The 22562-nt window shown below is 54.3% G+C and carries 21 protein-coding genes; 6 read left to right on the top strand and 15 right to left on the bottom strand.

What is annotated here, in order from left to right:
• Window positions 1-54: 54 nt before the first annotated feature.
• Window positions 55-2091, bottom strand: coding sequence for an NADH:flavin oxidoreductase (locus tag OES20_10585; GenBank protein MDH3635142.1), 2037 nt, complete (start codon window positions 2089-2091; stop codon window positions 55-57).
• 327 nt (window positions 2092-2418) lie between these two features.
• Here OES20_10585 and OES20_10580 point away from each other — a divergent pair, with 327 nt between their 5' ends.
• Entirely contained in the window at window positions 2419-2985 is a 567-nt protein-coding gene (locus OES20_10580) for an HPF/RaiA family ribosome-associated protein (protein MDH3635141.1), read from the top strand.
• 66 nt (window positions 2986-3051) lie between these two features.
• On the opposite strand, the gene OES20_10575 is transcribed toward OES20_10580, so the two are convergent.
• Together OES20_10575 and OES20_10570 are read right to left on the bottom strand one after the other, a co-directional pair.
• A complete protein-coding gene (locus tag OES20_10575) occupies window positions 3052-4482 on the bottom strand; it encodes an RtcB family protein (protein MDH3635140.1) in 1431 nt (476 codons plus the stop codon).
• A 19-nt stretch (window positions 4483-4501) separates the two neighbouring features.
• Complete coding sequence (locus tag OES20_10570; protein MDH3635139.1) at window positions 4502-4924, bottom strand: archease; 423 nt, start codon at window positions 4922-4924, stop codon at window positions 4502-4504.
• Between the two features lie 191 nt (window positions 4925-5115).
• Between OES20_10570 and OES20_10565 the strand changes: the two genes are divergently transcribed.
• A complete protein-coding gene (locus OES20_10565; GenBank protein ID MDH3635138.1) occupies window positions 5116-6462 on the top strand; it encodes a cyclic 2,3-diphosphoglycerate synthase in 1347 nt (448 codons plus the stop codon).
• On the opposite strand, the gene arcC is transcribed toward OES20_10565, so the two are convergent.
• From arcC to OES20_10545, 4 genes are read right to left on the bottom strand one after another with little or no spacing between them, the layout of a single operon-like run.
• On the bottom strand, window positions 6459-7391 hold the full coding sequence (gene arcC, locus OES20_10560) for a carbamate kinase (GenBank protein MDH3635137.1): 933 nt from the start codon (window positions 7389-7391) through the stop codon (window positions 6459-6461). The genes OES20_10565 and arcC overlap by 4 nt on opposite strands.
• Window positions 7392-8390: an ornithine carbamoyltransferase gene (argF, locus tag OES20_10555; protein MDH3635136.1), complete on the bottom strand. Its 999-nt coding sequence runs from the start codon at window positions 8388-8390 to the stop codon at window positions 7392-7394. It lies immediately after the preceding gene.
• Window positions 8380-8556: a hypothetical protein gene (locus tag OES20_10550; protein ID MDH3635135.1), complete on the bottom strand. Its 177-nt coding sequence runs from the start codon at window positions 8554-8556 to the stop codon at window positions 8380-8382. The genes argF and OES20_10550 overlap by 11 nt, the downstream gene beginning before the upstream one ends.
• Before the next feature lie 2 nt (window positions 8557-8558).
• Window positions 8559-9650, bottom strand: a complete 1092-nt coding sequence (locus OES20_10545; GenBank protein ID MDH3635134.1) for an alanine/ornithine racemase family PLP-dependent enzyme — start codon at window positions 9648-9650, stop codon at window positions 8559-8561.
• 201 nt (window positions 9651-9851) lie between these two features.
• On the opposite strand from OES20_10545, the gene OES20_10540 reads away from it, so the two are divergent.
• Window positions 9852-10190, top strand: a complete 339-nt coding sequence (locus tag OES20_10540; GenBank protein MDH3635133.1) for a DUF5335 domain-containing protein — start codon at window positions 9852-9854, stop codon at window positions 10188-10190.
• Between the two features lie 13 nt (window positions 10191-10203).
• Entirely contained in the window at window positions 10204-10485 is a 282-nt protein-coding gene (locus tag OES20_10535; protein MDH3635132.1) for a coiled coil domain-containing protein, read from the top strand.
• Window positions 10486-10592: 107 nt separating this feature from the next.
• Here the strand turns inward: OES20_10535 and OES20_10530 are convergent, their stop codons facing one another.
• Both OES20_10530 and OES20_10525 read right to left on the bottom strand, forming a co-directional pair.
• The gene (locus OES20_10530; protein ID MDH3635131.1) at window positions 10593-11042 is read right to left on the bottom strand and encodes a CBS domain-containing protein; all 450 of its coding nucleotides are present in this window, start codon (window positions 11040-11042) and stop codon (window positions 10593-10595) included.
• Between the two features lie 166 nt (window positions 11043-11208).
• A complete protein-coding gene (locus OES20_10525) occupies window positions 11209-11736 on the bottom strand; it encodes a universal stress protein (protein MDH3635130.1) in 528 nt (175 codons plus the stop codon).
• Window positions 11737-12048: 312 nt separating this feature from the next.
• On the opposite strand from OES20_10525, the gene OES20_10520 reads away from it, so the two are divergent.
• Both OES20_10520 and OES20_10515 read left to right on the top strand, forming a co-directional pair.
• Complete coding sequence (locus OES20_10520) at window positions 12049-13332, top strand: MFS transporter (protein ID MDH3635129.1); 1284 nt, start codon at window positions 12049-12051, stop codon at window positions 13330-13332.
• 238 nt (window positions 13333-13570) lie between these two features.
• Window positions 13571-15328 (top strand): hypothetical protein, encoded by a 1758-nt coding sequence (locus tag OES20_10515; protein ID MDH3635128.1) that lies wholly within the window; start codon window positions 13571-13573, stop codon window positions 15326-15328.
• A 195-nt stretch (window positions 15329-15523) separates the two neighbouring features.
• On the opposite strand, the gene OES20_10510 is transcribed toward OES20_10515, so the two are convergent.
• The 6 genes from OES20_10510 to OES20_10485 all read right to left on the bottom strand — a co-directional run.
• On the bottom strand, window positions 15524-16789 hold the full coding sequence (locus OES20_10510; GenBank protein ID MDH3635127.1) for a hypothetical protein: 1266 nt from the start codon (window positions 16787-16789) through the stop codon (window positions 15524-15526).
• A complete protein-coding gene (locus OES20_10505; GenBank protein MDH3635126.1) occupies window positions 16786-17643 on the bottom strand; it encodes an acetoacetate decarboxylase family protein in 858 nt (285 codons plus the stop codon). Before OES20_10505 ends, OES20_10510 begins: the two co-directional genes overlap by 4 nt.
• 163 nt (window positions 17644-17806) lie before the next feature.
• The gene (locus OES20_10500; protein ID MDH3635125.1) at window positions 17807-18961 is read right to left on the bottom strand and encodes an alpha/beta hydrolase; all 1155 of its coding nucleotides are present in this window, start codon (window positions 18959-18961) and stop codon (window positions 17807-17809) included.
• A gap of 14 nt (window positions 18962-18975) precedes the next feature.
• Window positions 18976-20529, bottom strand: a complete 1554-nt coding sequence (locus OES20_10495; GenBank protein ID MDH3635124.1) for an NAD(P)/FAD-dependent oxidoreductase — start codon at window positions 20527-20529, stop codon at window positions 18976-18978.
• Window positions 20530-20710: 181 nt separating this feature from the next.
• Window positions 20711-21574, bottom strand: a complete 864-nt coding sequence (locus tag OES20_10490) for an MBL fold metallo-hydrolase (protein ID MDH3635123.1) — start codon at window positions 21572-21574, stop codon at window positions 20711-20713.
• 252 nt (window positions 21575-21826) lie between these two features.
• Window positions 21827-22562, bottom strand: a 736-nt coding sequence (locus tag OES20_10485; GenBank protein MDH3635122.1) for a DUF4336 domain-containing protein, incomplete at its 5' end; no start/stop codon positions are given.

Below are 22562 nucleotides of genomic sequence, written 5' to 3'. Positions count from 1 at the left end.
GCCGGGGCAACCCGGCCTTTTTTAGTTCACTGAATCCTGTCACAACGGCAATTTTTAAATTGTCGAGCACAGCCGCAGTGCGTCGTACATGGCCGCGGCAAGGTTGCGGCTTGACGCGGCGTCGCCGATGCGGAACAGCGTATATCCCGTCCCCTGGTCGAGACCCGGTTGGGGTTTCCCGGTTGTCAGCGCATCCAGGTCGGTCACACCCCTGTTGCTGGCATTGTCGCGCAGGCTATCGAATACCTCGTCGAACGGCAGCGTGCCGCGCTCGACGATAACCTGGTCGGCTTGCAGGGTGCGCGTTTCCCCGGTCAGGTCGCTGCGAAACATTGCATCGAGCCCTGAATCTCCTCGACTCAATTCAACCAGTTCATATTCTGCGAGCGGGACGAGGTCGCGACGCGCGAGTTCGCGCCGCCAGATAACGCGTTCACCATACTCAAGCTCGGCGACGGGCGTTTCATCGAGGGTGACGAGCTGCACCCGGCTGCCTGCATCATGACAGAATTCGGCCGCGGTCGCGGCCGGGTGGCGTCCGGTACCGTCGTAGACGATGACGTTCGCGGCCGGCTTCACTGCGCGTGACAGAATGTCCCAGACCGGCGTGCACAGATCTGCTCCCGGCAACCAGTCCAGGTCTGGCAGGCCACCGGTCGCGACGATGACGACATCGGGATTTTCCGCGAGCACGTCATCTGCCTCGGCCAGGGTGTTGTATTGCACCTCGACACCGAGGCGCTCGAGTTCGACCACGCGCCAGTCGACGATGCCGATCACGTCCCGGCGCCAGCTCGCCGAGGCTGCCAACCGCATCTGCCCCCCGGGTTGATCGGTAGCCTCGAACAGCTTGACCCAATGGCCGCGCTCCGCGAGAATCCGTGCCGCCTCGAGGCCGGCGGGTCCCGCACCGACCACCACCGCCCGGCGCGGCGCATCAGCGACTTGCTCGATGCGCTGCGGCCAGTGCAGTTCGCGCCCGCTCGCCGGGTTGTGCACGCAGGTCGGGCGATTGTTCCCCATGCAATGCGTCACCCCGACACAGGGGCGTATGCGATCTTCCTCACCGCGTTCTAGCTTGGCGACGATATCCGGATCGGCTATGTGCGCGCGGGTCATCGCCACCATATCGAGCAGGCCGTCGCGGATCGCGTGACGCGCGGTCGCGAGGTCGGTGATACGCGCGGCGTGAAACACCGGTAACTGAACCTCGCCGCGAAAACGCCCCGCGGCCTGCAGCCAGGGCGCGATCGGCGATTCCATACCCGGCATGCATTCGGTGACCATGTGGTGCATCGTATCGAGGCGACCGTAGTTGGCGTTGAAAAAATCGATGAGACCCGAATCCTCGAACAGGCGCGCCATTTCGACGCACTCGTCGAAACCGAGGCCCGCGGCATCGGCCTCGTCGATCAGGAAACGCATGCCGACGATAAACTCATCGCCGACCCGGCGGCGTATCTCCTCGTGCACTATGAGTCCGAAGCGACAGCGGTTTTCGATCGAGCCGCCAAACTCGTCATTGCGCTGGTTCGTCATCGGCGACAGGAACTGGCCGATCAGGTGACCGCCGACCATGGTTTCGATCCCGTCCAGCCCGCCCTGCTGCGCGCGCAGTGCCGCGGCGCCGAAGGCCTTGACCACGCGTTCGATATCGTGCCGGTCCATTTCGCGCGGAAAAGCGCGGTGCAGGGTTTCGCGCACCGGGGATGGCCCGAGCGCGGGCAGCCAGTACTGCGAATTGGTCTCCGCCCGCCGGCCAAGGTGCGTAAGCTGCATCATGATGGCCGCACCAGCCGCGTGGATCCGCTCGGAGAACGCCTCGAGACAGGGGATGACGCGGTCACCGGACATGTCGAGTTGGCCGTTGGCCCAGGTCGAATCGCGGTCGACGAAGGCAGAACCGCCGAACATAGTCAATGCGAGCCCGCCGCGCGCCTTGGCCTCATGGTATGCCTGATATGCTTCACCGGGCATCGCGTCGTGGTCCTCGAGCCCGCAGGCGTGACTGGTCGACATGATCCGGTTACGCAGGGTCAGGTGCTTGAGCTGCAATGGTTGCAGCAAGGGGTCGCTGGTCTGGTGGGTAATTTCGTAGTTCCTCGGCTAATTCCGGAATTTCTATGACCATTCAACTTGCTCGGGAAGAATAATATATTAACAAGCCTTATTAATTAACTGTCACTTTACTTCGCGCCGAAAAACATCATCCGGGATCCGGATAAGACAAAAATTAAACCATACAGGCTTCGTTACGTTGACCTGTATCAGGAAGCAGAAATCGTTTTACTGAGATAATTATTTTAAATACTGGTTTTGATTGATCTTTTAAATCGATTAGACATAATTTTTACAGCTATTTCAGTTTCGATTATTAAACGAAAACACATTTAATTCTCAACGATTTGATAATTTATTATGGAACAACCATTGCAAATTACTTTCCGCGACATTCCTCGTTCCGAGGCACTCGAAGCGGATATCCGGGAAAAAGCGGCCAAGCTGGATCAGTTTTATGAAAAGATCATGGCCTGTCGCGTCATGGTAGAAGCACCGCATGGACATCACCACCAGGGCTACCTCTATCACATCAGGGTCGATTTGACGGTACCCGGCAAAGAGCTGGTCATTAAGCGCGGGCCGAAGGAACATCATGCGCATGAAGATCCTTACGTCGCGGTTCGTGATGCCTTTAAAGCCGCGCGTCGGCAATTACAGGACTATGCCCGCAAGCAACGGGGCAAAATCAAGACCCACGAAATGCCCCCCCATGGCACGATCAGCGAAATTATACCGATGCAGGATTTCGGCCGGATCCTGACCTCGGATGGCAGAGAGATTTATTTTCACCGCAACAGTGTTGTCGACGGAGATTTCGAGCTACTGGAAGTTGGTGATCAGGTCTGGTATGCGGAAGAGCCCGGAGATGAAGGCCCACAGGCCAGTACGGTACATATTGTCGGCAAACACCATCTGGTAGGTTAATTAATAGATGCTTGCGGCATCCGGCAAATCCCTGCCTCAACCAGTGCCGAAGCCAGAATAAACGGTTTAACCCTTCACACAAACCAGCGGTCGCAAGCGCGCGACTTTTCGTGCCAACCCGGCATGGTCAGCCGCGTCCACGACCACGGTAACATCTTTATAGGCCTGCGGCGCCTCCTCGGCCACGCCCCGTAGAGAAGGGCTGCGAATGGTGATTCCCTGACGCTTTAGTTCATCAATGATCTGGCGGCCGCGCCATTGCCGTTTTGCCTGGCGTCGACTCATGGCGCGTCCTGCGCCGTGACAGGCCGAACTGAAGGCACGCTGCTCGCTTTCCAGCGTGCCTGCCAGAATATAGGAGCAGGTTCCCATCGAGCCGCCGATCAACACTGGCTGACCCGCCTCGCGCAATATCGCCGGCAACTCCACATGACCTGGGCCGAAGGCACGCGTGGCGCCTTTGCGATGGACATATAGCCGGCGTGTTTCCCCGTGTGTTACGTGCGATTCCAGCTTGCAGGTGTTATGCGATACGTCATAGAGCATATGCAGTTGGGCGCCTGGGAAAATGGCGCTAAAGACCTGCCGGGTCAGGTGGGTAATGATCTGCCGGTTGGCGAGGGCACAATTGATCGCGGATCGCATCGCGCCCAGGTAAGACTGGCCGATTTCCGATTTGATCGGGGCGCAGGCCAGCTCGCGATCAGGCAATACGATGCCGTGTTGACCGGCGCTGGTGGCCATAATGCGCAGAAATTCGGTGCCTATCTGATGACCCAATCCACGCGACCCGCAGTGGATACTCACCACCGCGTCACCCTGACGCAGGTTAAATGCTTTCGCAATTCGTTCTTCGTACACCTGGTCGACGTATTGAACTTCGAGATAATGATTGCCAGAACCCAGTGTTCCCATTTCATTACGCTGCCGGTGCCTTGCCCTTTCAGATACCTGGGAGGGATCGGCACCGCGCATGCAGCCCAGCTCTTCGGTACGTTCAAGATCCTCGGGCAAACCGTAACCCTGTTTTAGCGCCCATCGCGCACCCCCGACAAGCATGTCGTGCATTTCATTGGGGTCGAGATGGATACGGCCGGTACTGCCAACCCCGGCCGGCACCCGTAGCAATAGCTCATCCGCCAACGTCTCCCTCGCCTGCTTGATATCATCCGCGCCAAGCCCTGTATGCAGGCAGCGAACTCCGCAGGAAATATCGAAACCGACGCCGCCAGCCGAGACAACGCCCCCTTCATCGGGATCGAAGGCCGCAACCCCGCCAATCGGAAAACCGTAACCCCAGTGCGCGTCGGGCATGGCATACGCGTAATCGACTATGCCCGGCAGGGTGGCCACATTGGTAACCTGCTGGTAAACCTTGTCATCCATGGCTTCAATCAGTGCGCGATCAGCATAGATAATGGCGGGAACCCGCATTCTGCCTGTGGCTGGAATTTCCCAGGTATTTTCATCGCGTTGTCTAAACAGGTTTATTTTCATCGATTAATCCCTGGTTGGCCTAGACGTCGATGATGCATTGGGCAATCCATTCGTTATCGTTCGTCTGATATACCTTGAGATCAGTAAAAGTCGCGCCCTTGATTTCCACCGCCGGCTGATGTTTACCCTGGTCCACCTCTTCGCCAAACAGCTGCGCCTGCAAGTGGTGGTCCCGTATCTGTACCTCAAACCGGCCAAACAGCATGTTGCGGGTTGCCATTTGGTAAACAATTTCGTTGAGCCAGTCAACCAGTAATAAATCGAATTCTTTAGCATCGCATTCAACCGTGACCGATTCACTCGGGTTAATTTTATCGAGCTCGGTAACGACACTGGACAGGGACAACGCCGCCTGGGTGAAAGCTTCCGCCAGGCTACTGCCATATCCCCGGACGCCGATATCGGCCCCATGTTCGAGGTGTTCCCATCTGGCCGTTGTCATTGCTTGACAATTCCCGTTAGATGTAGCGTATGGCATTACAATTCAGGCTAGCCTGCATTGAACCGCGATTAATGATCTGGATCAGCTTTGCTGCTAATAAAGAGCCCGGTTCCCTTTCTACAGCTTTCATCTGCACAGGAGATTTGGGTACCATATACGAGTCGACTACCCGTCTCTTTTGACATAACGCTATGGCCAGCAAACAGAAACCCACCCGTGTTGTCATCATGGGCGCGGCGGGGCGCGATTTTCACAACTTCAACATGGTGTATCGCGAAGACCCCTCCAGTCATGTAGTCGCCTTTACCGCAAACCAGATTCCCGATATCGCCGGGCGCCGTTATCCGCCCGCGCTCGCCGGCGCCAACTACCCCGACGGCATTCCCATTGTCGACGAAAAAAACCTGGACAGCCTGTGCCGTGAAGAAAACATCGATCAGGTGGTGTTTGCCTACAGTGATGTCAGTCATGACCAGGTAATGCACCGGGCCTCGCTGGCACTTGCGACAGGCGCTGATTTCCTGTTACTGGGCCCGGAGCGCACCATGTTAGCGGCGTCCGTGCCGGTAATCGCAATTTGCGCGGTCAGAACCGGCTGCGGCAAATCGCAGACCACGCGCTGGCTGGCAAAGCTATTGAAGCAAAAGGGTTTACAGGTTGCGGTGATTCGCCACCCGATGCCTTACGGTGACCTCGAAAAACAGGCAATACAGCGCTTTGCCGAGCTTGCCGATCTCGACGCCGCCGATTGCACCATCGAGGAACGCGAGGAATACGAACCGCACCTGGCGGTGGGTACGATCGTCTACGCGGGTGTCGATTATGCCGAGATCGTCGCACGGGCCGAACAGGAAGCCGATATCATCCTGTGGGACGGCGGCAATAACGATTATTCGTTCATTCGTCCCGATTTGCATATCGTTCTGGCCGATCCGCTGCGACCCGGTAACGAGACCAGTCATTACCCCGGCGAGGCAGTGCTGCGCATGGCCGACGTGGTAGTGCTTGCGAAAGTAAACTCGGCCGCGGATGCCGACATCCAGAGCGTGACCGAAAACGTTCGCAGGATTAATCCGCAGGCCTCGATTGTACGTGGCGCTTCACCCGTCAAACTGGACGATCCAACGGCGGTACGCGACAAGCGCGTACTGGTAGTGGAAGACGGCCCGACCATCACGCATGGTGGTATGTCTTACGGTGCTGGCTACGTTGCTGCCACCCAGGCACAGGTGGCAGAAATCGTGGATCCACGTGCTGCAGCACATAAGGAGATCGCCCCGGTTTACGCCCAGTACCCGCATATCGGTAATGTGCTACCCGCGCTGGGCTATCATTCTTCGCAACTCGAGGCATTGCGCGCAACCATCAATTCGGTCGATGCCGATGTCGTGGTTGCGGCAACGCCCTGCGACATCGGCGCGCTGATCGACATCAATAAACCGGTCGTGCGCGCCCGCTACGAATTTGCCGATGATAGCGAGCCAGGGCTAGGCAGCCTGATTGAAACCTTCCTGCAAAAAAAGAAACTGGGCTGTTAGTCCCACCACAGCGTATCGTTTGCCTCGCGGGTGATAACGGTGCCGGCCTGACCGGCTAAAATTGCCTGCGCATCCTTAAGTCGTCCTACCCCCGCAAATCCCGCACATTGTTCGACAAATTCACAGGCAGCCTCTACCTTCGGCGCCATTGAACCCGACGCAAACGAATATTGACGGATAGCCTGAGTAGAAATACGCCGCATAGCACCCGCGCCAGTCTCGCCCCAGTCCTTATAAATGGCCTCGACATCGGTCAGCATAACAAAAGCATCCGCCCCAAGCTCGCGGGCAAGCAGCGAACTGGCCGAATCCTTGTCGATTACCGCCTCGACGCCAACCAGGTGCCCGTCGTCTCGACGTACCACGGGAATGCCGCCGCCACCCGCACAGATGACAATCACCTGTTTTTCAGCAAGAAACCTGATAACACCCAGTTCGAGAATGCGCAGCGGGCGCGGCGACGGCACCACGCGCCGGAATGCCTTGCCATCGGGCGCAATCGTCCAGCCACGCGCTGCAGCGGTGCGCTCGGCCTCTGCCTTGCTGTAACCCGGACCAATGGGTTTGGTGGGATGCTGAAACGCTGGGTCATGCGGATCGACCTCGGTCTGGGTCAACAGGGTTGCACAACGATGACTATCGGGCAGCAGGTTGACCATTTCCTGTTCGATCAGGTAACCGATCATGCCTTCGGTTTCAGCATCCAGAACGTCCAACGGGTAATGCGTGTCTTGCCTGTAGGCCAGGTCCTGTAACGCCAGTAATCCAACCTGCGGGCCATTGCCGTGGGTTATGATCAATTGATGCTCGCGTGCGATCGGCGCCAGTGCTTGGGCTGCAATCTTTATGTTGCGGCGCTGATTTTCGGCCGTCAGGGCCTGCCCTCGTTGCAGTAAGGCATTACCACCGAGCGCGATGACGATGCGCATTCAATCCCCCAGCGTCGCCACGAGGATGGCCTTAATCGTGTGCATGCGATTCTCGGCCTGCGCGAACACGATCGACGCTTCGGATTCGAATACGTCCTCGGTAACTTCCATCGCTTCCAGTCCGTATTTCTGGTAAATCTTCTCGCCGATTTCAGTCTCGCGATTGTGGAACGCCGGCAGGCAGTGCATAAATTTCACTGCCGGATTTCCCGTTATCTCCAGCACGTCCCGGTTTACCTGGTAAGGTTTCAACTGCTCGATACGTTGATCCCAGACCGTTTCGGGTTCACCCATCGAAACCCAGACATCGGTATAAATGTAATCGACACCCTGCAGCGCTGCTTTCAGTTCATCGGTTATGTTGAGCTGCCCCTCGGTTTGTTGCGCAATATTGTGACATCTCGCGATCAGTTCAGTGTCTGGATGCAGCTCGGCCGGCGCCGCCATTCGAAAATCCATGCCCATTTTGGCGGCGCCAACCATCAGTGAGTCCCCCATGTTACCGCGGCCATCGCCGAGGTAGCAGAAACTGATTTCGGATAGTGGTATTTCCGAAAACTCTTCCATGGTCAGCAAATCGGCGAGCACCTGGGTAGGGTGATATTCGTTGGTCAGGCCATTCCAGACCGGTACGCCGTGCCGTCCCAGCTCTTCAACTGTTTGCTGTTCGAAACCACGGTATTCAATGCCGTCGTACATTCGCGCCAATACCCTGGCCGTGTCCTTCATCGATTCCTTAACGCCAATCTGACTACCGGATGGACCGAGATAGGTAACGTTTGCACCCTGATCATAGGCGGCTACCTCGAACGCACAGCGCGTGCGGGTCGAGGTCTTTTCAAAAATGAGCGCAATATTTTTACCGGTTAATCGCGCTTGTTCGGTTCCCGCGTATTTATCGGCTTTTAACTGCCCCGCCAGATCAAGTAAATACCGGATTTCGTCCGATTCGAAATCAAGTAACTTCAAGAAGTTTCGCTGTTTCAGGTCAGGTGCCATTTGTCGCCCCCTCAAGTCGTGGAACATGGCGTCCTATGCCGGTTGCTAATTCATAGTGTGTTGTCGCAAGTTGATCCGCCGGTCCGTACGCGCTGATCGCTTTCTCGCGCAGCCAGGTCTTTTCCGAAAAACTCCCGTACATGATGATTTGTGCTGATTCGTTCATGGTTACCGGCCCATCCGTTTGCCTTCACTCAGCGTATACTTTTGTACGTATTCCGAGGTCATAACCGCTAGTAAAGCGCTATAGTTGGGAACAAATGTCAGCTCATCCCCCACGCGAATCTTTCCGGCTGTAGCGCTGACATCGACAACCAGATAATCACTGGAGGCACCCAGAATTTCAACCCCTGGTTCGCACGGCACAATGCCCGCTAAATCCACATCCTCGCGCCCCAGATTCAACAGCGCCCTCAGTTCATTGCCACGATCCTCGAATTGTTCCAGGCTGCCGAATGCATCTTCGCTGCGTTTGCCCATGGGCTGCGATGGTTTGCTTTTGACTTCCAGTACTTCAGCATGAATCACAAAGGCATCCTGGGAGGTTTTCGGCCAGGGCTTGCGTTTTGTAGTCTCACGACCGAGTAAGATTGCTTCGCCGATGCGGGCATGATTTACCCGCGTGTGCATCTTGCCTGCAGCGATCAACTCGAGACCGCTGGAATTGATACCGGAAATCCAGTTGAGTTCAAGGCCTAAAGCCTGCTCGACCTCAACCGACAGCTCCACCAACCGTCGCATATTTTCCTCGCTGGGTACGACACCCCCAAAACATGCGAGATTGGTTCCAAGGCCCCTGATTCGAATACCCGGTAATCCTGACGTGACTTTTACCAGGCGGACCAGATCATCCGGCAAGACTCCCTCGCGCAGGTCGCCCAGATCAATCATGAGGATCACATCGTGTATCCGACCGAGGCGTTGCGCCGCGTCCGACAGGGCTTCAAGTACGCTGGGCTCCGAATTCAGACTAACGTCCACTGCATCGACAACTGCATCCACGGTGGACAGGGCTGGAATTCGCAACAACATAAATGAGGCATCGACGCCCGCTGCCCGCAGCCGCTGAATATTTTCCAGGCGCGAGTCCGCGATCGTGGTAACGCCTCCGCGCAGCATGGCCCTGGCCACTTCCGGATGACCGCAAGTTACCTTGGTAACGCCACACACCTCGATGCCATGTGCCTGGCACAGCCCGACGATAGTGCGAGCATTATGCTCAATTTTGTCGAGATCAATAGTTACACTGGGAGTTGTCATCACTATGTTCCGGAGCCATTTTACCCGTTGCTGGATGCAGCACCCGACCTGGATCTCGCATAAGTTATCTACCGCAACATGACATGACCATCTTATAAGCAGAGTAGATAGTTTGATTGACTATCATCAACTCCACCTGCTTCAAATTCATATAGATTGGCAGGTATTTTCCAGTGACTGATTACAGAAAGGAGAAAAATAATGCAGACCAGAGAAATCGAAAAAGACAATTGGCAAAGCTTTTTTGATCAGGTTTCCAGGGTGTTACAGGGCAAACTTATCCAGATCGAAGTCGACAGCCTTGAACTGGGCGCCCAGACCGAACTGGACAAACTCTCTCTTAACGGCTTAACCTATGACAAGAAAGATGATGCCTTCATCATCAGTACTGAAGAAATCGAACATGTTATCCACTCACCGAAACAGATATTTGTCGCCGATGGGACCGAAGGGATAAACAGCCTCCAGGTTCGCTCGGCTGATGGTACCGAGCAGATAATTAGCTTTGTAGAGCCATTGGCGCTGCCGCCGGCAGGTTAACAACGGAACCCGAATGAGCATTCGAGAGACCTACGAAGCGAAAATGCAGGCCCAGCTTCAAGAGTTGAAAGCAGAGATCCATGAACTCAGGGAAAAAGCCGACCAGGCGGAAACCAACCTGCAACTTGAATACTACACGCTAATCGACGAACTGCATTTGAAGCTCGAAACAACCGAGCAGAAATTTGAATTGCTCAAGCAAACGCAAGATGAAAAGTGGGAAGAGTTTAAAACCGAGCTTGAACTTAGCTGGAATTCGTTGTTGGAACTGATCAAAGCAATTACCTCGCCCTGACTGAAGGTTCTACCCGTCGTTGTTCCAGATCCCGACGACCCGGGAAATCTCCAGACCCATTAACTAACGCTTACCGCCCCCACCATTAAGCTGCCTGGTCTTACGAGTTATGGCCGCAGCCTGGTTTCCCGCCTTTTCTGTCGATCCACGAGATGAGCAAGGTCAACGAGCACTTCACTCAGCAAGTCAACAATATCATCGACTGTCAGAATACCGACCAGCGCTTCATCTGCGTCGATGACGGGAACCCTGCGAATTCCCTTGTCACGCATTAACTCAATAACATGCATGAGGTCGTCATGCTCGGTTACGGTGATCAGGTCAAAGCTCATCGCGTCACCGACTCGTATACTATCTGGATCGGTACCCTTGGCTACAATTTCGAGCGCGATATCCCGATCGGTAATGATGCCAACCGGCATTTGTTTTCCATACTTCGCCTTGCAGATGACGACATCTCCGACGTGATACTGCCGCATAATGGCAGCCGCCTCGGTAACTGATTTTTCTTCCTCGACTACAACGACTTCGCGATTACAATATTCACCAACACGCATTGCTATCTCCTCTTGCAGTATTCAAATAGAATATTGATGTTATGCGCACTCGTTGGCAACCGAGTTGATTGAGGTCAAATTCAGTGTGGTCAGGTCAGCTCCCCTTGATTACTGCTTATGGATCTTCGGCTTAAGTGTCGGCTTCAGCCCATTCTCCTTTACGGAGCTACTTGACCGTGATGCAGGTGCAGCTCGCATGGTTCGCTACCTTGTGTGACACGCTGCCAAGAAACAGACCCTTTATATCGCTCAGCCCACGTGAACCCATCACCACGCAATCAATGTTTTCTTCGTCAATACAACGCAGGATGCTATCGGCTGGATCATCACCACCAAGTCGGGCATCGACATTTTCCAGCCCATTTTGCTCAGCACGACCCTTTGCCCCATCAATAATATGCTGGCCTATTTCAACCAGTAAACGGGATGATATCCCAGTATCCTGGAAGGCCGATCCCGTAGCCAGGTTTAGCCCGGGTTCCATTGATTGCAGGCGTTTTATCTCCGTGTTGACATGTTCGGCCAGACCCTCGATTTCGGCAAATCGTTGCAGAGCATCGATATTCCCGGAACGATGAGGTACGTGCAATATAACAAGTGGAGCACCATACTTTTTAGCCAGGTCAATCGCGAGATCGAGCGCTTTGTTGGAATGGTCTGATCCGTCGATGGAACATAGTATTTTGTTAAACATGACAGGCTTCCTCTTGATGCCAGTTAGTTAAAATTTACTATACCTGGATCTCGATTTGGCGTATTGATGCAACTCAACTGGACCAAAATAACCCGCCAATTTCTGTTCCTGGCCAACGAAAGACCTGGGAAAGCGTTAAACTTTGAAACGTCCACAGAACGATTTAACCAATGTACCCCAAAGAGCGGTTGAAACCACGGCCATTAGCTACCACTAACAGAAATATTTTCAGCGGCGGTTTATCGGCTGAAATAGGTATACTGTCACCTAAATTCGAACTCATCAATTCTGGCAACGAATATCTCCTAAAGCGTGGTTTGGAACATCAAAGGCGTATTGCAAGCGCACCCATCCAGCCAACTTGCCTGGGCGTTTTACGACTGGGCCAATTCGGCCTTCGCCACGGTTGTGATCGCCGGATTTTTTCCGCTGTTTTTTAAACAGTACTGGGCGTCGTCGCTGGCGCCGACCGAGTCGACGTTCTGGCTCGGTGCAATCAATTCGGCGGCCAGTCTGGTCATCGTCGTGCTGGCGCCACTGCTCGGCGCGATCGCAGATCATCTAGGACGGCGCAAAGGATTTTTACTGGTGATGGCGAGCCTCGGTATCGTCATGACCGCAGCTCTGAGTCTCGCAGCCCAGGGTGCCTGGCAATTGGCGGTAGTGCTTTACTTGCTGGCATTGCTCGGCTTTACCGGCGCCAACATATTTTACGATGCATTGTTGTTGACGGTCAGTGGTGACAGCGGCCGAGATACAGATCGCGTGTCAGCTCTCGGTTTCGCGCTGGGGTATCTCGGCGGCGGCCTGCTGTTTGCGTTGTGCGTGATGTTAACGCGGCAACCTGCCTGGTTCGGGATTGCCGATGAGGTCGCCGCAGTCAGGATCTCGTTTGTGCTGGTCGCATTGTGGTGGGCGTTATTTTCGATTCCGCTTCTGGTTTTCGTCAAGGAACAACACCACGCGCCTGAAGCGGCCAGTGCATCGCTGCGCGCAGCGATAGGCCGAGTACTACTAACGCTGCGGGAACTGCATGCATTGCGTCAGGCAGCGATGCTTTTACTCGCATACTGGTTGTACATCGATGGGGTCGCTACCGTGATCCGCATGGCGGTGGATTACGGCATTTCGATTGGCTTCGAATCCAGGCAACTGATCGTGGCGTTGTTGATTACCCAATTTGTCGGATTTCCAGCAACCTACCTCTACGGCCGGATGTCGCATTCCATCGGTGCGCGTAACGGCATTTTGTTCGGTATTACGGTTTACGCGCTGGTTACGGTCTGGGGTTCAATGATGCAATCGGTGTGGGAGTTTTACCTGCTCGCAGCCATCATCGGCCTGGTACAGGGTGGGGTGCAGGCGCTGAGCCGTTCGCTGTTCGCGCGCCTGATTCCGGCAAGTCAGGCAGCCGAATTGTTTGGTTTTTACAACATGGTGGGCAAATCAGCGGCAGTCATCGGGCCGATCATGATGGGTTGGCTTGGCGTGCTGACCGGTAGCCCGCGACTCGCGATATTGTCGCTGTTAATCCTGTTTGCCGCCGGATTCCTGTTGCTACTCCGGGTTAAGGTTCCCGAAACTGACGCGGATTAGGAACTCGGGATTGAACCCTGGAAATATTGGAGGCGGACAATAAGATTTTTCTCTGAAAGCAGGCGCACGGAAATTATTGAAAAGCGTCGGCTTCCGACCCATTTGAGACTCTAATAAAAATCCACATTAAATGAGGATGTAAGCTACAAGCTCAAATCGATTTTATTATTCCAAGATTTGTGGCCTTGATAATTTTAAAAGATAATGTGTACCCAAGCCTAAATAAAGAAGAAAAATCATGTGCAAATTCATCCTCCGAATTATTTCGCTTTTGCTGGTAATTGGTATCGCTGGTAATGTCGCGGCAGTTTCCGAATCGGAATGCAATGACGCGATCAAGGATATCGATGCCCGAATCGAATCTGGGAAATACTCTGATCAGAAAGTTAATATTGCGAAGCAGATGCGTGATAGCGTGCTCCAATCCTGTGGTTTTCTCGATACGGCGACGCTCGAAAAAATGATGGAAGGCTTCGAGCAACTGTTGCCAACGCGATCTGCAGAAGAGCAAGAAGCCGTGGCCGCTCAGAAGAAAAAAGATCGCGAGGCGTTGCGGGAGAAGCAGCGCGAAGAGCTTGAGGCCAAACGCGCAGAGCGTGCCAAACTTGAGAAAAATCGCGTGCCGGAAAAAGTCATGCCGATACCGGCAGTGCTGCAGAAGCCCCCGACAGGCAGCACATTGAAGGGCCTATATGTTGCACGTGATGAGGACATGTATCGGGCCGAGATTCAGGATTTTGACAAGTACAAAGACAAGGCCCGCATTCTCTACGTAACCCGTCCATCACCACAGCAGTATGGACGCGAAGATGCCCGCGTTCGAATTTATGTGATCGAAGCCGATAAAGCAGGAAGCGTGGTGCAACATCTGGTTGCCGTCTTGCCAAAGGAACGGATGATCGTCGGCCGCCTGAGCCCGGCTTCTAATGAACTGGTTGTCGAGAACCGTCACAACAAGGGTGACAATGATTCTGTTCTGCAAACATGGTCCGTGTCGGACAGGAAGCTAAAAAACTCTGCAGACCTACCAAAATTGCCGTGGGTAGCTAGCAGGACCCCGGGTGAGAATGATCTACGCATTACCACGGGGGCCGGCCATTTGCTTTATTTTTCGTCGATCCTAAGCTCATCGCCCGAATCCGGAACGGCCTGGGCTACAATATCAACAGATGGCGACCTAGTAAAAAATGGAGAGATTCACTCAGAGGGAGACATCATCTATCCGCAGTCGTGGTTTCGAACCAGTGACGGTGGTACGGGTCTTGTGATGTTAGTGCGGCGCAAGTCCGGTGAGGCCATAAAGACCAATTTTATTGCAGAGGAATATTCGATCAATGGGGTGACCCTGACACCCGGTGTCAACTTTGAAAAACGTATCATGCATCTTGGTCGTGATGGCGCCGTTTCAGAGGCCTTCACAGGCCTAGACCGGAGTTTTATCTGGTCCGGTATTGAAAAACTGAGTAAAACCGAAAATGCGAGGGCAGCCATGCAAGAATTTGCCGACCACCAGCGACTGCACGGGATCGAGCATGGCAACGAAACCAGGGTGGAGAAGAGTAACTCGTTTGCTGGCCGGAACATGGATGTGATCAAGTCCGTGGGTGACGGTTATGGCGTTCTTGTAAAGAACAATTCAGGTAAGCGCTTATCAGAGGTTTCTGGCTACTCTTTTGATGAATATCGGTCCGGTAAACGCAACCGCTCCACCTACTTACACCCAGCGGCCGAGCATCTTAAGGTGCTATTCGAGACGTTCGATGCACCCAATGCCAAAAGTGTCTATCTACTTGGGAGAAGTCCAAGCGAGAACCGGCCATCCTACATCGTCCGTCTGGATAGTGATCGTGAGCTTGACGCATACGTACAGCTGCAAATGGATATAAAGGTTTTTACCGGTGGTATGCTTGCGGATGAAGTCGGTGCCTGGGTATTTGGATACTCAATAATTGACAATTTGAAGCAAGAAATCTGGGTGGAGCGAGTTGAATTTTGAGGCCTATGTAAAAAGCAACGGTTCTGTACGGCTTCTAGGTCGATAGCTCTTTTATTGCGGTTCTACTGAGTGTCCGTTCCTGGCCGAACTGAGAAGCTCGGCACCTGCGATTCAGCGTCTCCTTTGGAGAAAGCTGACCCTCGTCATGGGAAAATGAGCTTCCGAGTTCGACCCGAAGTCGACTCTCACGGATTGTCATCGTTCCCCTTCGCGCATCCGGTCCTCGATCCAATCGAAAACGATCTGCCGAGCAAGAGGGAAGTTGTCCAACTGGCAATGCGCCCCGGCTCCTTCGGCGGCCGTGGTGATGCGAAGTTCCTTCGCTCGGCTGCGACTTCCTTCGTGGAACGCCTTGGCCTGGCGTATTCCCTCGTGACCCAGCTCGTTTTCGCCGGCCATGGTGAGGAACGGAACCGAGATCTGAGACGGATCGACCACGAATCGGCCCCATACCCCATCCACGAGCTCCTCCAAGGCGGTCTTCAGATGCTGCTTGGGATCGACGCCGTACTGCCAAAACATCCGGTAGGCCCATCCATGTGCTTCCCCCGGCTTCTTGTGGATGTCTTTGACCGCGGCGAGTACACCGGAGGCGTTCAGCATTGGCGCGTTGGCGATGATGCCCGCGGTCCGATGGTCGATTTGCGCCAGCCGGCCCGCCCTGTACCCGCCCATGCTGATGCCGTAGACGTAGAGCAGTTTGGAATCAACGTCCGGTCGAGCCAACGCGTAGTCGACGACGGAAAGCAAGCCGCGGTCTCCCGCCCCCTCAATCATAACGTTCGGATTCTTGATCAACGTGGCCGTGTCGCCTGGCAGGTCCGCGGCGAGGACGTTGAACCCTCGGCGGATGCCCTCGGCGCCGCACCACCAGTAGACGTCTTCCGCGATGCTTTCGGCGCCGCTGAGCCATAGCAGCGTCGGCTTCGGAGTCTCGTCGGTGGATGTTGCCGTGTGAAAGAACCATCCACGCACGTGCTGGGCATCTCCGGGGCCGTCGGACCGCAACGGGATCTCGATGGACTCGGCTTGGACATCCGACAGCTCGACGAAACGAGCGTAGCAGCGGGAAAGCCCCTCGTAGGTGGCGTTTAGCTCCTCGGAATAGTTGATCGGATCGGTGGCGAGGTGGGCGGTTCGGTAGTAGGTGTAGGCTCTCAGGAATGTATTGGCGGCGCTGAAAGCATGCCTGGCACTCCAGAGCGTCTCCGCATACGCGGAGACCCGTTCGGCCTCTTTGGTCCACTCGACAATCCAACTTGCACCCTTCCGCTCATCGATCCGCGAGGCCACGTTGTAGATCTCCCCCACGGCGGCGCCGTCGTACAGAATCTGGTTCAGCGGGAACCAAGCGAACCAAGCGTCCAAAAACGGATGGCCGAAGTAGAACCTGCTCCCGAAGCCGCGAACGCGCGGCATCCGTGCGGCCATCACTTTGAATAGCTTGCCCAGTGTGCTCATCCTCTTGCTCCCGTCTCTTCAGAGGTCTCCACATAGCCGAGCTTCACCGGCACCACATCAACCTTGAAGAAGGCGTGCTTGGCGAAGGCAATGGGATTCCAAACCCGGCCGACAACCTTGCCCGGTAACATGGTATTGTCATGTAAGCCATAGGCACAGGTGACCATTTCAACCACTGGCACCTCCCCCAATGGATCAAATGGCGAAGAAGTTAGAGTGACAGTCCCATCCCCGAATAGCACATCGGGGCGTGGACGTAGCACAATGGGCTCCGCCACTAGCCGAGGGAGATAGTCAAAGCCACGCATGTTGGGTGCCGTGAAATACTTGAACATATAGGCGGTTACCTCAAACGACCGTGCTCCATTTGGATCAAGTACGCCGGTCATTGCGAGCCTTTCAATCCCCTCCGCTGTTTTAGGCTCAACCTCGATACGAAGAATCTCGGTCCCTTTACGCACAGCGCTTCCGATAACTTTGGAACCCACCGTTTCCAGTGAGATCGATTCAGCCATCTTCTTTGGGTAACCGAAGACTTCGCGTCCCCCAGCCATCGCCATGTCATCATCGACGGGCATCGACAGACAATACATCCCTGAGCGGCCGCGGTACTCGGCTTGAACGAACAACGCGGCCTCGTTGTAGACAGTACCAAAACTGGTCTGGGGGTAGTGCGCTACGAACGTGAGCGCAAGAGGATTAGCCGGTGGACGTAACGGGCGTGGCAGTATTTGCGCCAGAACACTTGGGTCAGTCCGAAATACAGCAGCGAGCACTTCAGCACCCGTGAATTCTGCAGTCCAGTTGACGTTGCGAAGTTGCTGCAGTTCGCTTCGATCAAGTGCGTATAACATGCGTGTACCTCCAGCAGTAATTAGTTTCCGTTTTCGATATCCATCTTACATAAGTGCTGCTAGGTGTTTAATTCTGAACAGCGCCAACGCGCACGCAATCCACCGAACGTGGATCTGTGAGTCGAACTTTCTCAACTAAGCGTCAATTCCCAATGACAGACGTTTACACGGCCTGGTTCGAAGCTCCGCGACGCTCCTCGATCTTGTTGAGACTGTCCAACCAATCCAGTATCTCGTCTGTTGCCAAATCTATCCGCCCAACCTGACAGTGCTGGTCCCCCCCTTCCTCGGCAGTAAAGATTCGGCCCCGAACCGATCGAGCCGACGTCAGGGCGGCTTTTTGAAGCTCAAAGAATTCCACGGGGACAAAATGATCGTTTTCACCGGCTAATAGCAGCACGTCCTGATTGATCAACGGTGACAAGTCCCTGGTTTGGTACTTTGTGAATTCGTAGAGATGATCAAATGGCGTCTCCGTCCCTGTCACGTGCATGCCGTGCGTGAGCATCCAGTCAACCATATCGTTTTGCTGCCTGGCCTGGGCTGCCAGTGCATTGACCGTATCTCTCTCACCGTTGAGGATCAACTGGATAAAGCTCTCGGGCTTGTCGCGATTAAAGCCCTGGAGTGCATCCCAAATGATGTCCCAGGCAACCACGCGCTGAATCCGAGGCTCATATGCCGCAGCGCGAAGGGCGAGGTAACCGCCCAGGCTAACCCCGATCAGCGTGACGTTGTTCATTTCGAAATAGTCAATCACCGCCGCTACCGGTTTCTCCCACTCATGGGTCATTTTCAGGCCGTCTCGCAGTGGGCGACCCTGCCCAGGGCCCTCAAAAATGATGACCGTATACCCGGCCGCGGGATATTCTCGAAGGTACAGGTAGAATTCCTCGATGAATGAATCGAATCCGCCGTGCAGGAGAACTACCCCCTTTTCTTCCTCGGCCTTTAGTCTGATTGCCGGTAACTCGTATCCCAAGTACGGAATATCGAACAATTCCAGATTCTCGCCCTCCGTAGCCGCATAAAAGCATCGGGAGAAATTCTCGTAGGCTTCATCTTTCTCGTGTAGGCCGTTCGACAGGAAGAATTCGGACATTCGGTGGTAGTAAGCGGCGTGCATCAACCGGCCATCACTTTCAGCTCTTTGCGCCAACATGTTCCACTGCTCAAACCAGGCTATCGGATCAAACTCCTGAAGTTTCGGCGCAATCTCCAATAACTCCTCCTCACGGCAGGCTTCTTCGCCATGAGTTAGGACGCGATTCATCTGAAAATTCAGATTGTGGAGAGGTAAGATTTGCTTGTATGTCATTTCGATCCCATCCCTTAATTGAGTTTCTGAAATACGCGCGGATCAATTGCCGCAGCGCCGAAAATGCCACCCGAAAGCGCTCCGGCGATTCCCGGGCTCATAACGTCCTGGCCTGACAGAAATAGACCAGGAACAGGCGTGCGAGCGTTAAGCGCTTCTGACAACATGCGGCGCGGGGACGTTTCGACGCCATAGAACCCGCCCTTCTCGTGGCGGGTAAATTCAGCAGTGGCAAGCGGCGTACCAAGCTCATGGTAGGTGATAAGCGGCGCCAAACTTGGGAACTTCTCCTTGAAAAAGTCCATCATTCTGGACTCTATAGCCTGCTTGAATGCCTTCCACTCTTCGGGACGTTCGTCAGCACCTCCACTTGCAAATTCCGCCACCGATGACCAATCGGCCCACACCAACATATCGCCAGTGTGCCTGTTCGTCGGCCCCGGGTCATGAGCAGGATTCTTGAGAGACCCAAACGACACGAACATCATCTGGATTGGATCCTCACCCGCTCCTGCCCAGATAGCATCACTGGTGTCCCAGCTCTCGTAAAACCAGTGGTTCGAGCGCGAGGCTCCATGTTTGGTAATGTCTCCCTCGAAGCCAAGAAAGAGATCGTAGTGACAGATCGAAGGCTTGAAGGTAGTTATTTCACGGGCCCAGTCCTGCTGGCTAACTTCCTGCGGAAGCAGGCGTTTCACGGTTTCTCTTGCGCCAATCGCCGAAACGATAGCGGGAGCATAGAATTCTTCACCGGACTTAGTACGCACACCAAACGCTTTGCCATCTTCTATCAATATCTCACTAACCGGTGTTCCAGCCTGTGCACTGCCACCCGCTGCCTCGATCACCGGAACAAGCCCCTTTGCGATGGCGCTGGCACCCCCGACGGGATAGGCGGCGCCTTCGAGATAGTGGCCCATGATGGTGCCATGAACGGCAAAACTCGCTTCCTTTGGTTTGCCACCATAGGTGCCCCACTGTGCCGATAACACAGCGGCAAGCTTCGGGTTGCTGATGAGCTCATCGATGACCTCACCGGTGGTACGACCGCACCAGCGCTGGATCTTCCTCTTATTCCACCATTGATGGGCAGAACGAAATGGTTCGGGCATCGCTCTGTGGGCACCAATCATATGTCCGGCTTCCTCCGCAGACAGCAACGCCTCGAAGTAAGCATCTATTTCGGAAGCATTATCGGGAAAACGGTCCTTAAGCTCCATCTTGTAGGCTTCAGCCGGGCGCCCTACAGAGATCTCGAAATCGTCCGGGAAGTGCAGCGTGTCATAGATGGTGCCAACCGACTGAAAATCGATTGTTCCGCCGCTGAGCCAGTCAAGGATCTGGCCCCCAAATTGGTCATGACCGAATGTGCCGCAATAGTGGAGACCGACATCCCAAGTAAAACCTTCGCGACTGAAAGTATGAGTTAGCCCGCCAATCTTCTGCGCTTGCTCTAGCAGCAGGACTTTATGCTTAAGCCGGGAAAGTGCAGTGGCCGTCGTCATTCCACCCATACCTGAGCCAATGACAATGACATCGAACTCGTTTGCTGATTGCTTAGTTGTCATTTAACGGCACCCTTCCCTTTATACATTCGCATGTCTGTCGATAGTACCCGTAACTTATCCAATTTATGCTTTAGAGCAGTATTGAGATTAGGGACATCGTATTCGTCTCCCCTACTTATGCGGACCGTTCCTTGACGATGGCGGGGGCATCGTCCAGGACATAGCCTTTGCTGCCGGATCGTCATCGTCCCCCGGTGGCCAAGGGATGCGCCAGAAGCCGAGCCACCGCGGCTTCTTCGTGACTCGGCACGATAAGAAGATCGGGCAAATGCGCTTTTAGTTCGCGTACCCTGGCCCAGCTCTCTGCGAGTAAATCGTGCTCCCCGGTACCGGGGAACTGTTCATTGAGGAGGAGATCGGTGCGGTAGCAGAGATCTGCAGCAAAGAGGATGGGTGGATCGACGCGCAGGAATACCGACAAGGATCCATCGAGGTGTCCCGGGGTCGGCAGCAGCACGATCGAGCCCTCGCCCAGGAGATCGTGCCCGTGGGTGAACGGTTGCAGCGTGGCGTCTTCGATTGGACCGTATTCGATCTGTCGCCACTTCGCGCCCGGGATCTCGATGTCGCGACGCAGCACGCCCTCTCGCTCCGGGTGAGGACCGAGCATGTGTTCCCATGCTTCTCTGGAGGTAATGAGCTCTGCTCCAGGAATATCCGCGATTCCGCCGACATGATCAAAGTGAAGATGCGTGATGATGGCTTTGTCGACGTGTTCCGGCACGTAACCGGCGCGACTCAGCTGCTTCCCGAGCGCATCCTCGGGCTCGACGTGGAAGCGGAAAATATTGTTCATGATGACGCGCGTGACCGGATCAGGCCAAAACTCGGGGTCGGTCACAGCTCGCGGCGATATGCCCGCATCGATTAGGATGAGCGCGTCGCGGTGCTCGATGACGAAGACGCTGAGCGGTAGCCCCTCGATGCGCTCACGACCGAAGAAGATCCACAACAGTGCATTCCAGGGACTGCCCTCCACGTGCTGCACGTGAAGATCAACGGTTCCAGTCTGCAGGTGAGCCAGTCGCTGGATGGGCTGCGTCATGGTGAAGCTCCTTTCTTCATTGGCGCCACGACGGACAACGCGCCTTGCTTATACGGTTAATGCTGGCCGAAAAACTTAATTAAACCATGCTGGAACATCGGCAATGTTGACCTGCATCAGTTATCTAGGAGTTACTAATCCGTATTGATGCATGTTGGAATTCGATGGGCGACGAGAAACGAACCAATTAAGACACTCTGCTCTTACTCAATCTCTGGCTAAGCAGGCACTTTGTCTGAATGTATTCTTCTGTTAGTCATTCAGTACCCGCTTCCATGCTTTAGCAAGCGTTTCGTTTACCTGTTCTTCAATATTTTCTCCATGCGCAATAATCACCCTTTTCGCATCCCAGCTAAGAATTTTTTCGAGCGCGATTTTGACTACTTCTTTTTTCCCCCAACCCATTTGATATTCGGGGGCGGGTTTTGGGTTGTTCCACATTCTCAATATCGCCTTCCACCAGAACTGAAGCAAAAGCCCCGCTTCGTGCCCATAGTCGTCTCCGATATTTTCTAGTAAATCAACGAGAATAAGTGTCCTGGAGGATTTATGGTAAAAGGCCACCTCCCAGATAATTTTGGTTCCCTGCACCAGGACTTGTTCAATTGCGTCTTCCCATCTGTGGTCGGGCTTGTTTCCAAGAATCCAATCGAAATTAATATCCGGCCGCTTTCTCTCTAATCCGGGACATATAAACGTTTCTGCGTCTGGGTATTGCTTCTGGAAGTCCGTAACGAATAAATAATGATAAGAGCCAGGTGCAATGATGTATTTTACCTTCCCTATTTCGTCAATTTCTCGTTTGGTAGCGTCATCAATTTTGCATGGATCATGAACGATTAAATCTCCATTTTCTAATCGGATAATCGTTGTGCGCCCAAATATATCCATGCCCGCAAACCTGACTGGATATTCAAGTATCCAGATTTGATCCTTGATATATTCTTTCAATTTTTCCATGGGCTTGCTTCCGGATGCCGACCAGCCG

This window comes from Gammaproteobacteria bacterium (assembly GCA_029862005.1).
GTDB lineage: Bacteria > Pseudomonadota > Gammaproteobacteria.
This window is presented reverse-complemented; position numbering and strand designations above follow the sequence as displayed.

Excerpts from the sequence above, each read along its gene's own strand:
- OES20_10515 (MDH3635128.1), top strand. The coding sequence starts at position 13,571 with ATGTGCAAATTCATCCTCCGAATTATTTCGCTTTTGCTGGTAATTGGT.
- OES20_10510 (MDH3635127.1), bottom strand. The coding sequence starts at position 16,789 with ATGAGCACACTGGGCAAGCTATTCAAAGTGATGGCCGCACGGATGCCG.
- argF (MDH3635136.1), bottom strand. The coding sequence starts at position 8,390 with ATGGCACCTGACCTGAAACAGCGAAACTTCTTGAAGTTACTTGATTTC.
- OES20_10580 (MDH3635141.1), top strand. The coding sequence starts at position 2,419 with ATGGAACAACCATTGCAAATTACTTTCCGCGACATTCCTCGTTCCGAG.
- OES20_10530 (MDH3635131.1), bottom strand. The coding sequence starts at position 11,042 with ATGCGTGTTGGTGAATATTGTAATCGCGAAGTCGTTGTAGTCGAGGAA.
- OES20_10540 (MDH3635133.1), top strand. The coding sequence starts at position 9,852 with ATGCAGACCAGAGAAATCGAAAAAGACAATTGGCAAAGCTTTTTTGAT.
- OES20_10545 (MDH3635134.1), bottom strand. The coding sequence starts at position 9,650 with ATGACAACTCCCAGTGTAACTATTGATCTCGACAAAATTGAGCATAAT.
- OES20_10505 (MDH3635126.1), bottom strand. The coding sequence starts at position 17,643 with ATGTTATACGCACTTGATCGAAGCGAACTGCAGCAACTTCGCAACGTC.
- OES20_10565 (MDH3635138.1), top strand. The coding sequence starts at position 5,116 with ATGGCCAGCAAACAGAAACCCACCCGTGTTGTCATCATGGGCGCGGCG.
- OES20_10500 (MDH3635125.1), bottom strand. The coding sequence starts at position 18,961 with ATGACATACAAGCAAATCTTACCTCTCCACAATCTGAATTTTCAGATG.
- OES20_10495 (MDH3635124.1), bottom strand. The coding sequence starts at position 20,529 with ATGACAACTAAGCAATCAGCAAACGAGTTCGATGTCATTGTCATTGGC.
- arcC (MDH3635137.1), bottom strand. The coding sequence starts at position 7,391 with ATGCGCATCGTCATCGCGCTCGGTGGTAATGCCTTACTGCAACGAGGG.
- OES20_10570 (MDH3635139.1), bottom strand. The coding sequence starts at position 4,924 with ATGACAACGGCCAGATGGGAACACCTCGAACATGGGGCCGATATCGGC.
- OES20_10535 (MDH3635132.1), top strand. The coding sequence starts at position 10,204 with ATGAGCATTCGAGAGACCTACGAAGCGAAAATGCAGGCCCAGCTTCAA.
- OES20_10550 (MDH3635135.1), bottom strand. The coding sequence starts at position 8,556 with ATGAACGAATCAGCACAAATCATCATGTACGGGAGTTTTTCGGAAAAG.
- OES20_10525 (MDH3635130.1), bottom strand. The coding sequence starts at position 11,736 with ATGTTTAACAAAATACTATGTTCCATCGACGGATCAGACCATTCCAAC.
- OES20_10490 (MDH3635123.1), bottom strand. The coding sequence starts at position 21,574 with ATGACGCAGCCCATCCAGCGACTGGCTCACCTGCAGACTGGAACCGTT.
- OES20_10575 (MDH3635140.1), bottom strand. The coding sequence starts at position 4,482 with ATGAAAATAAACCTGTTTAGACAACGCGATGAAAATACCTGGGAAATT.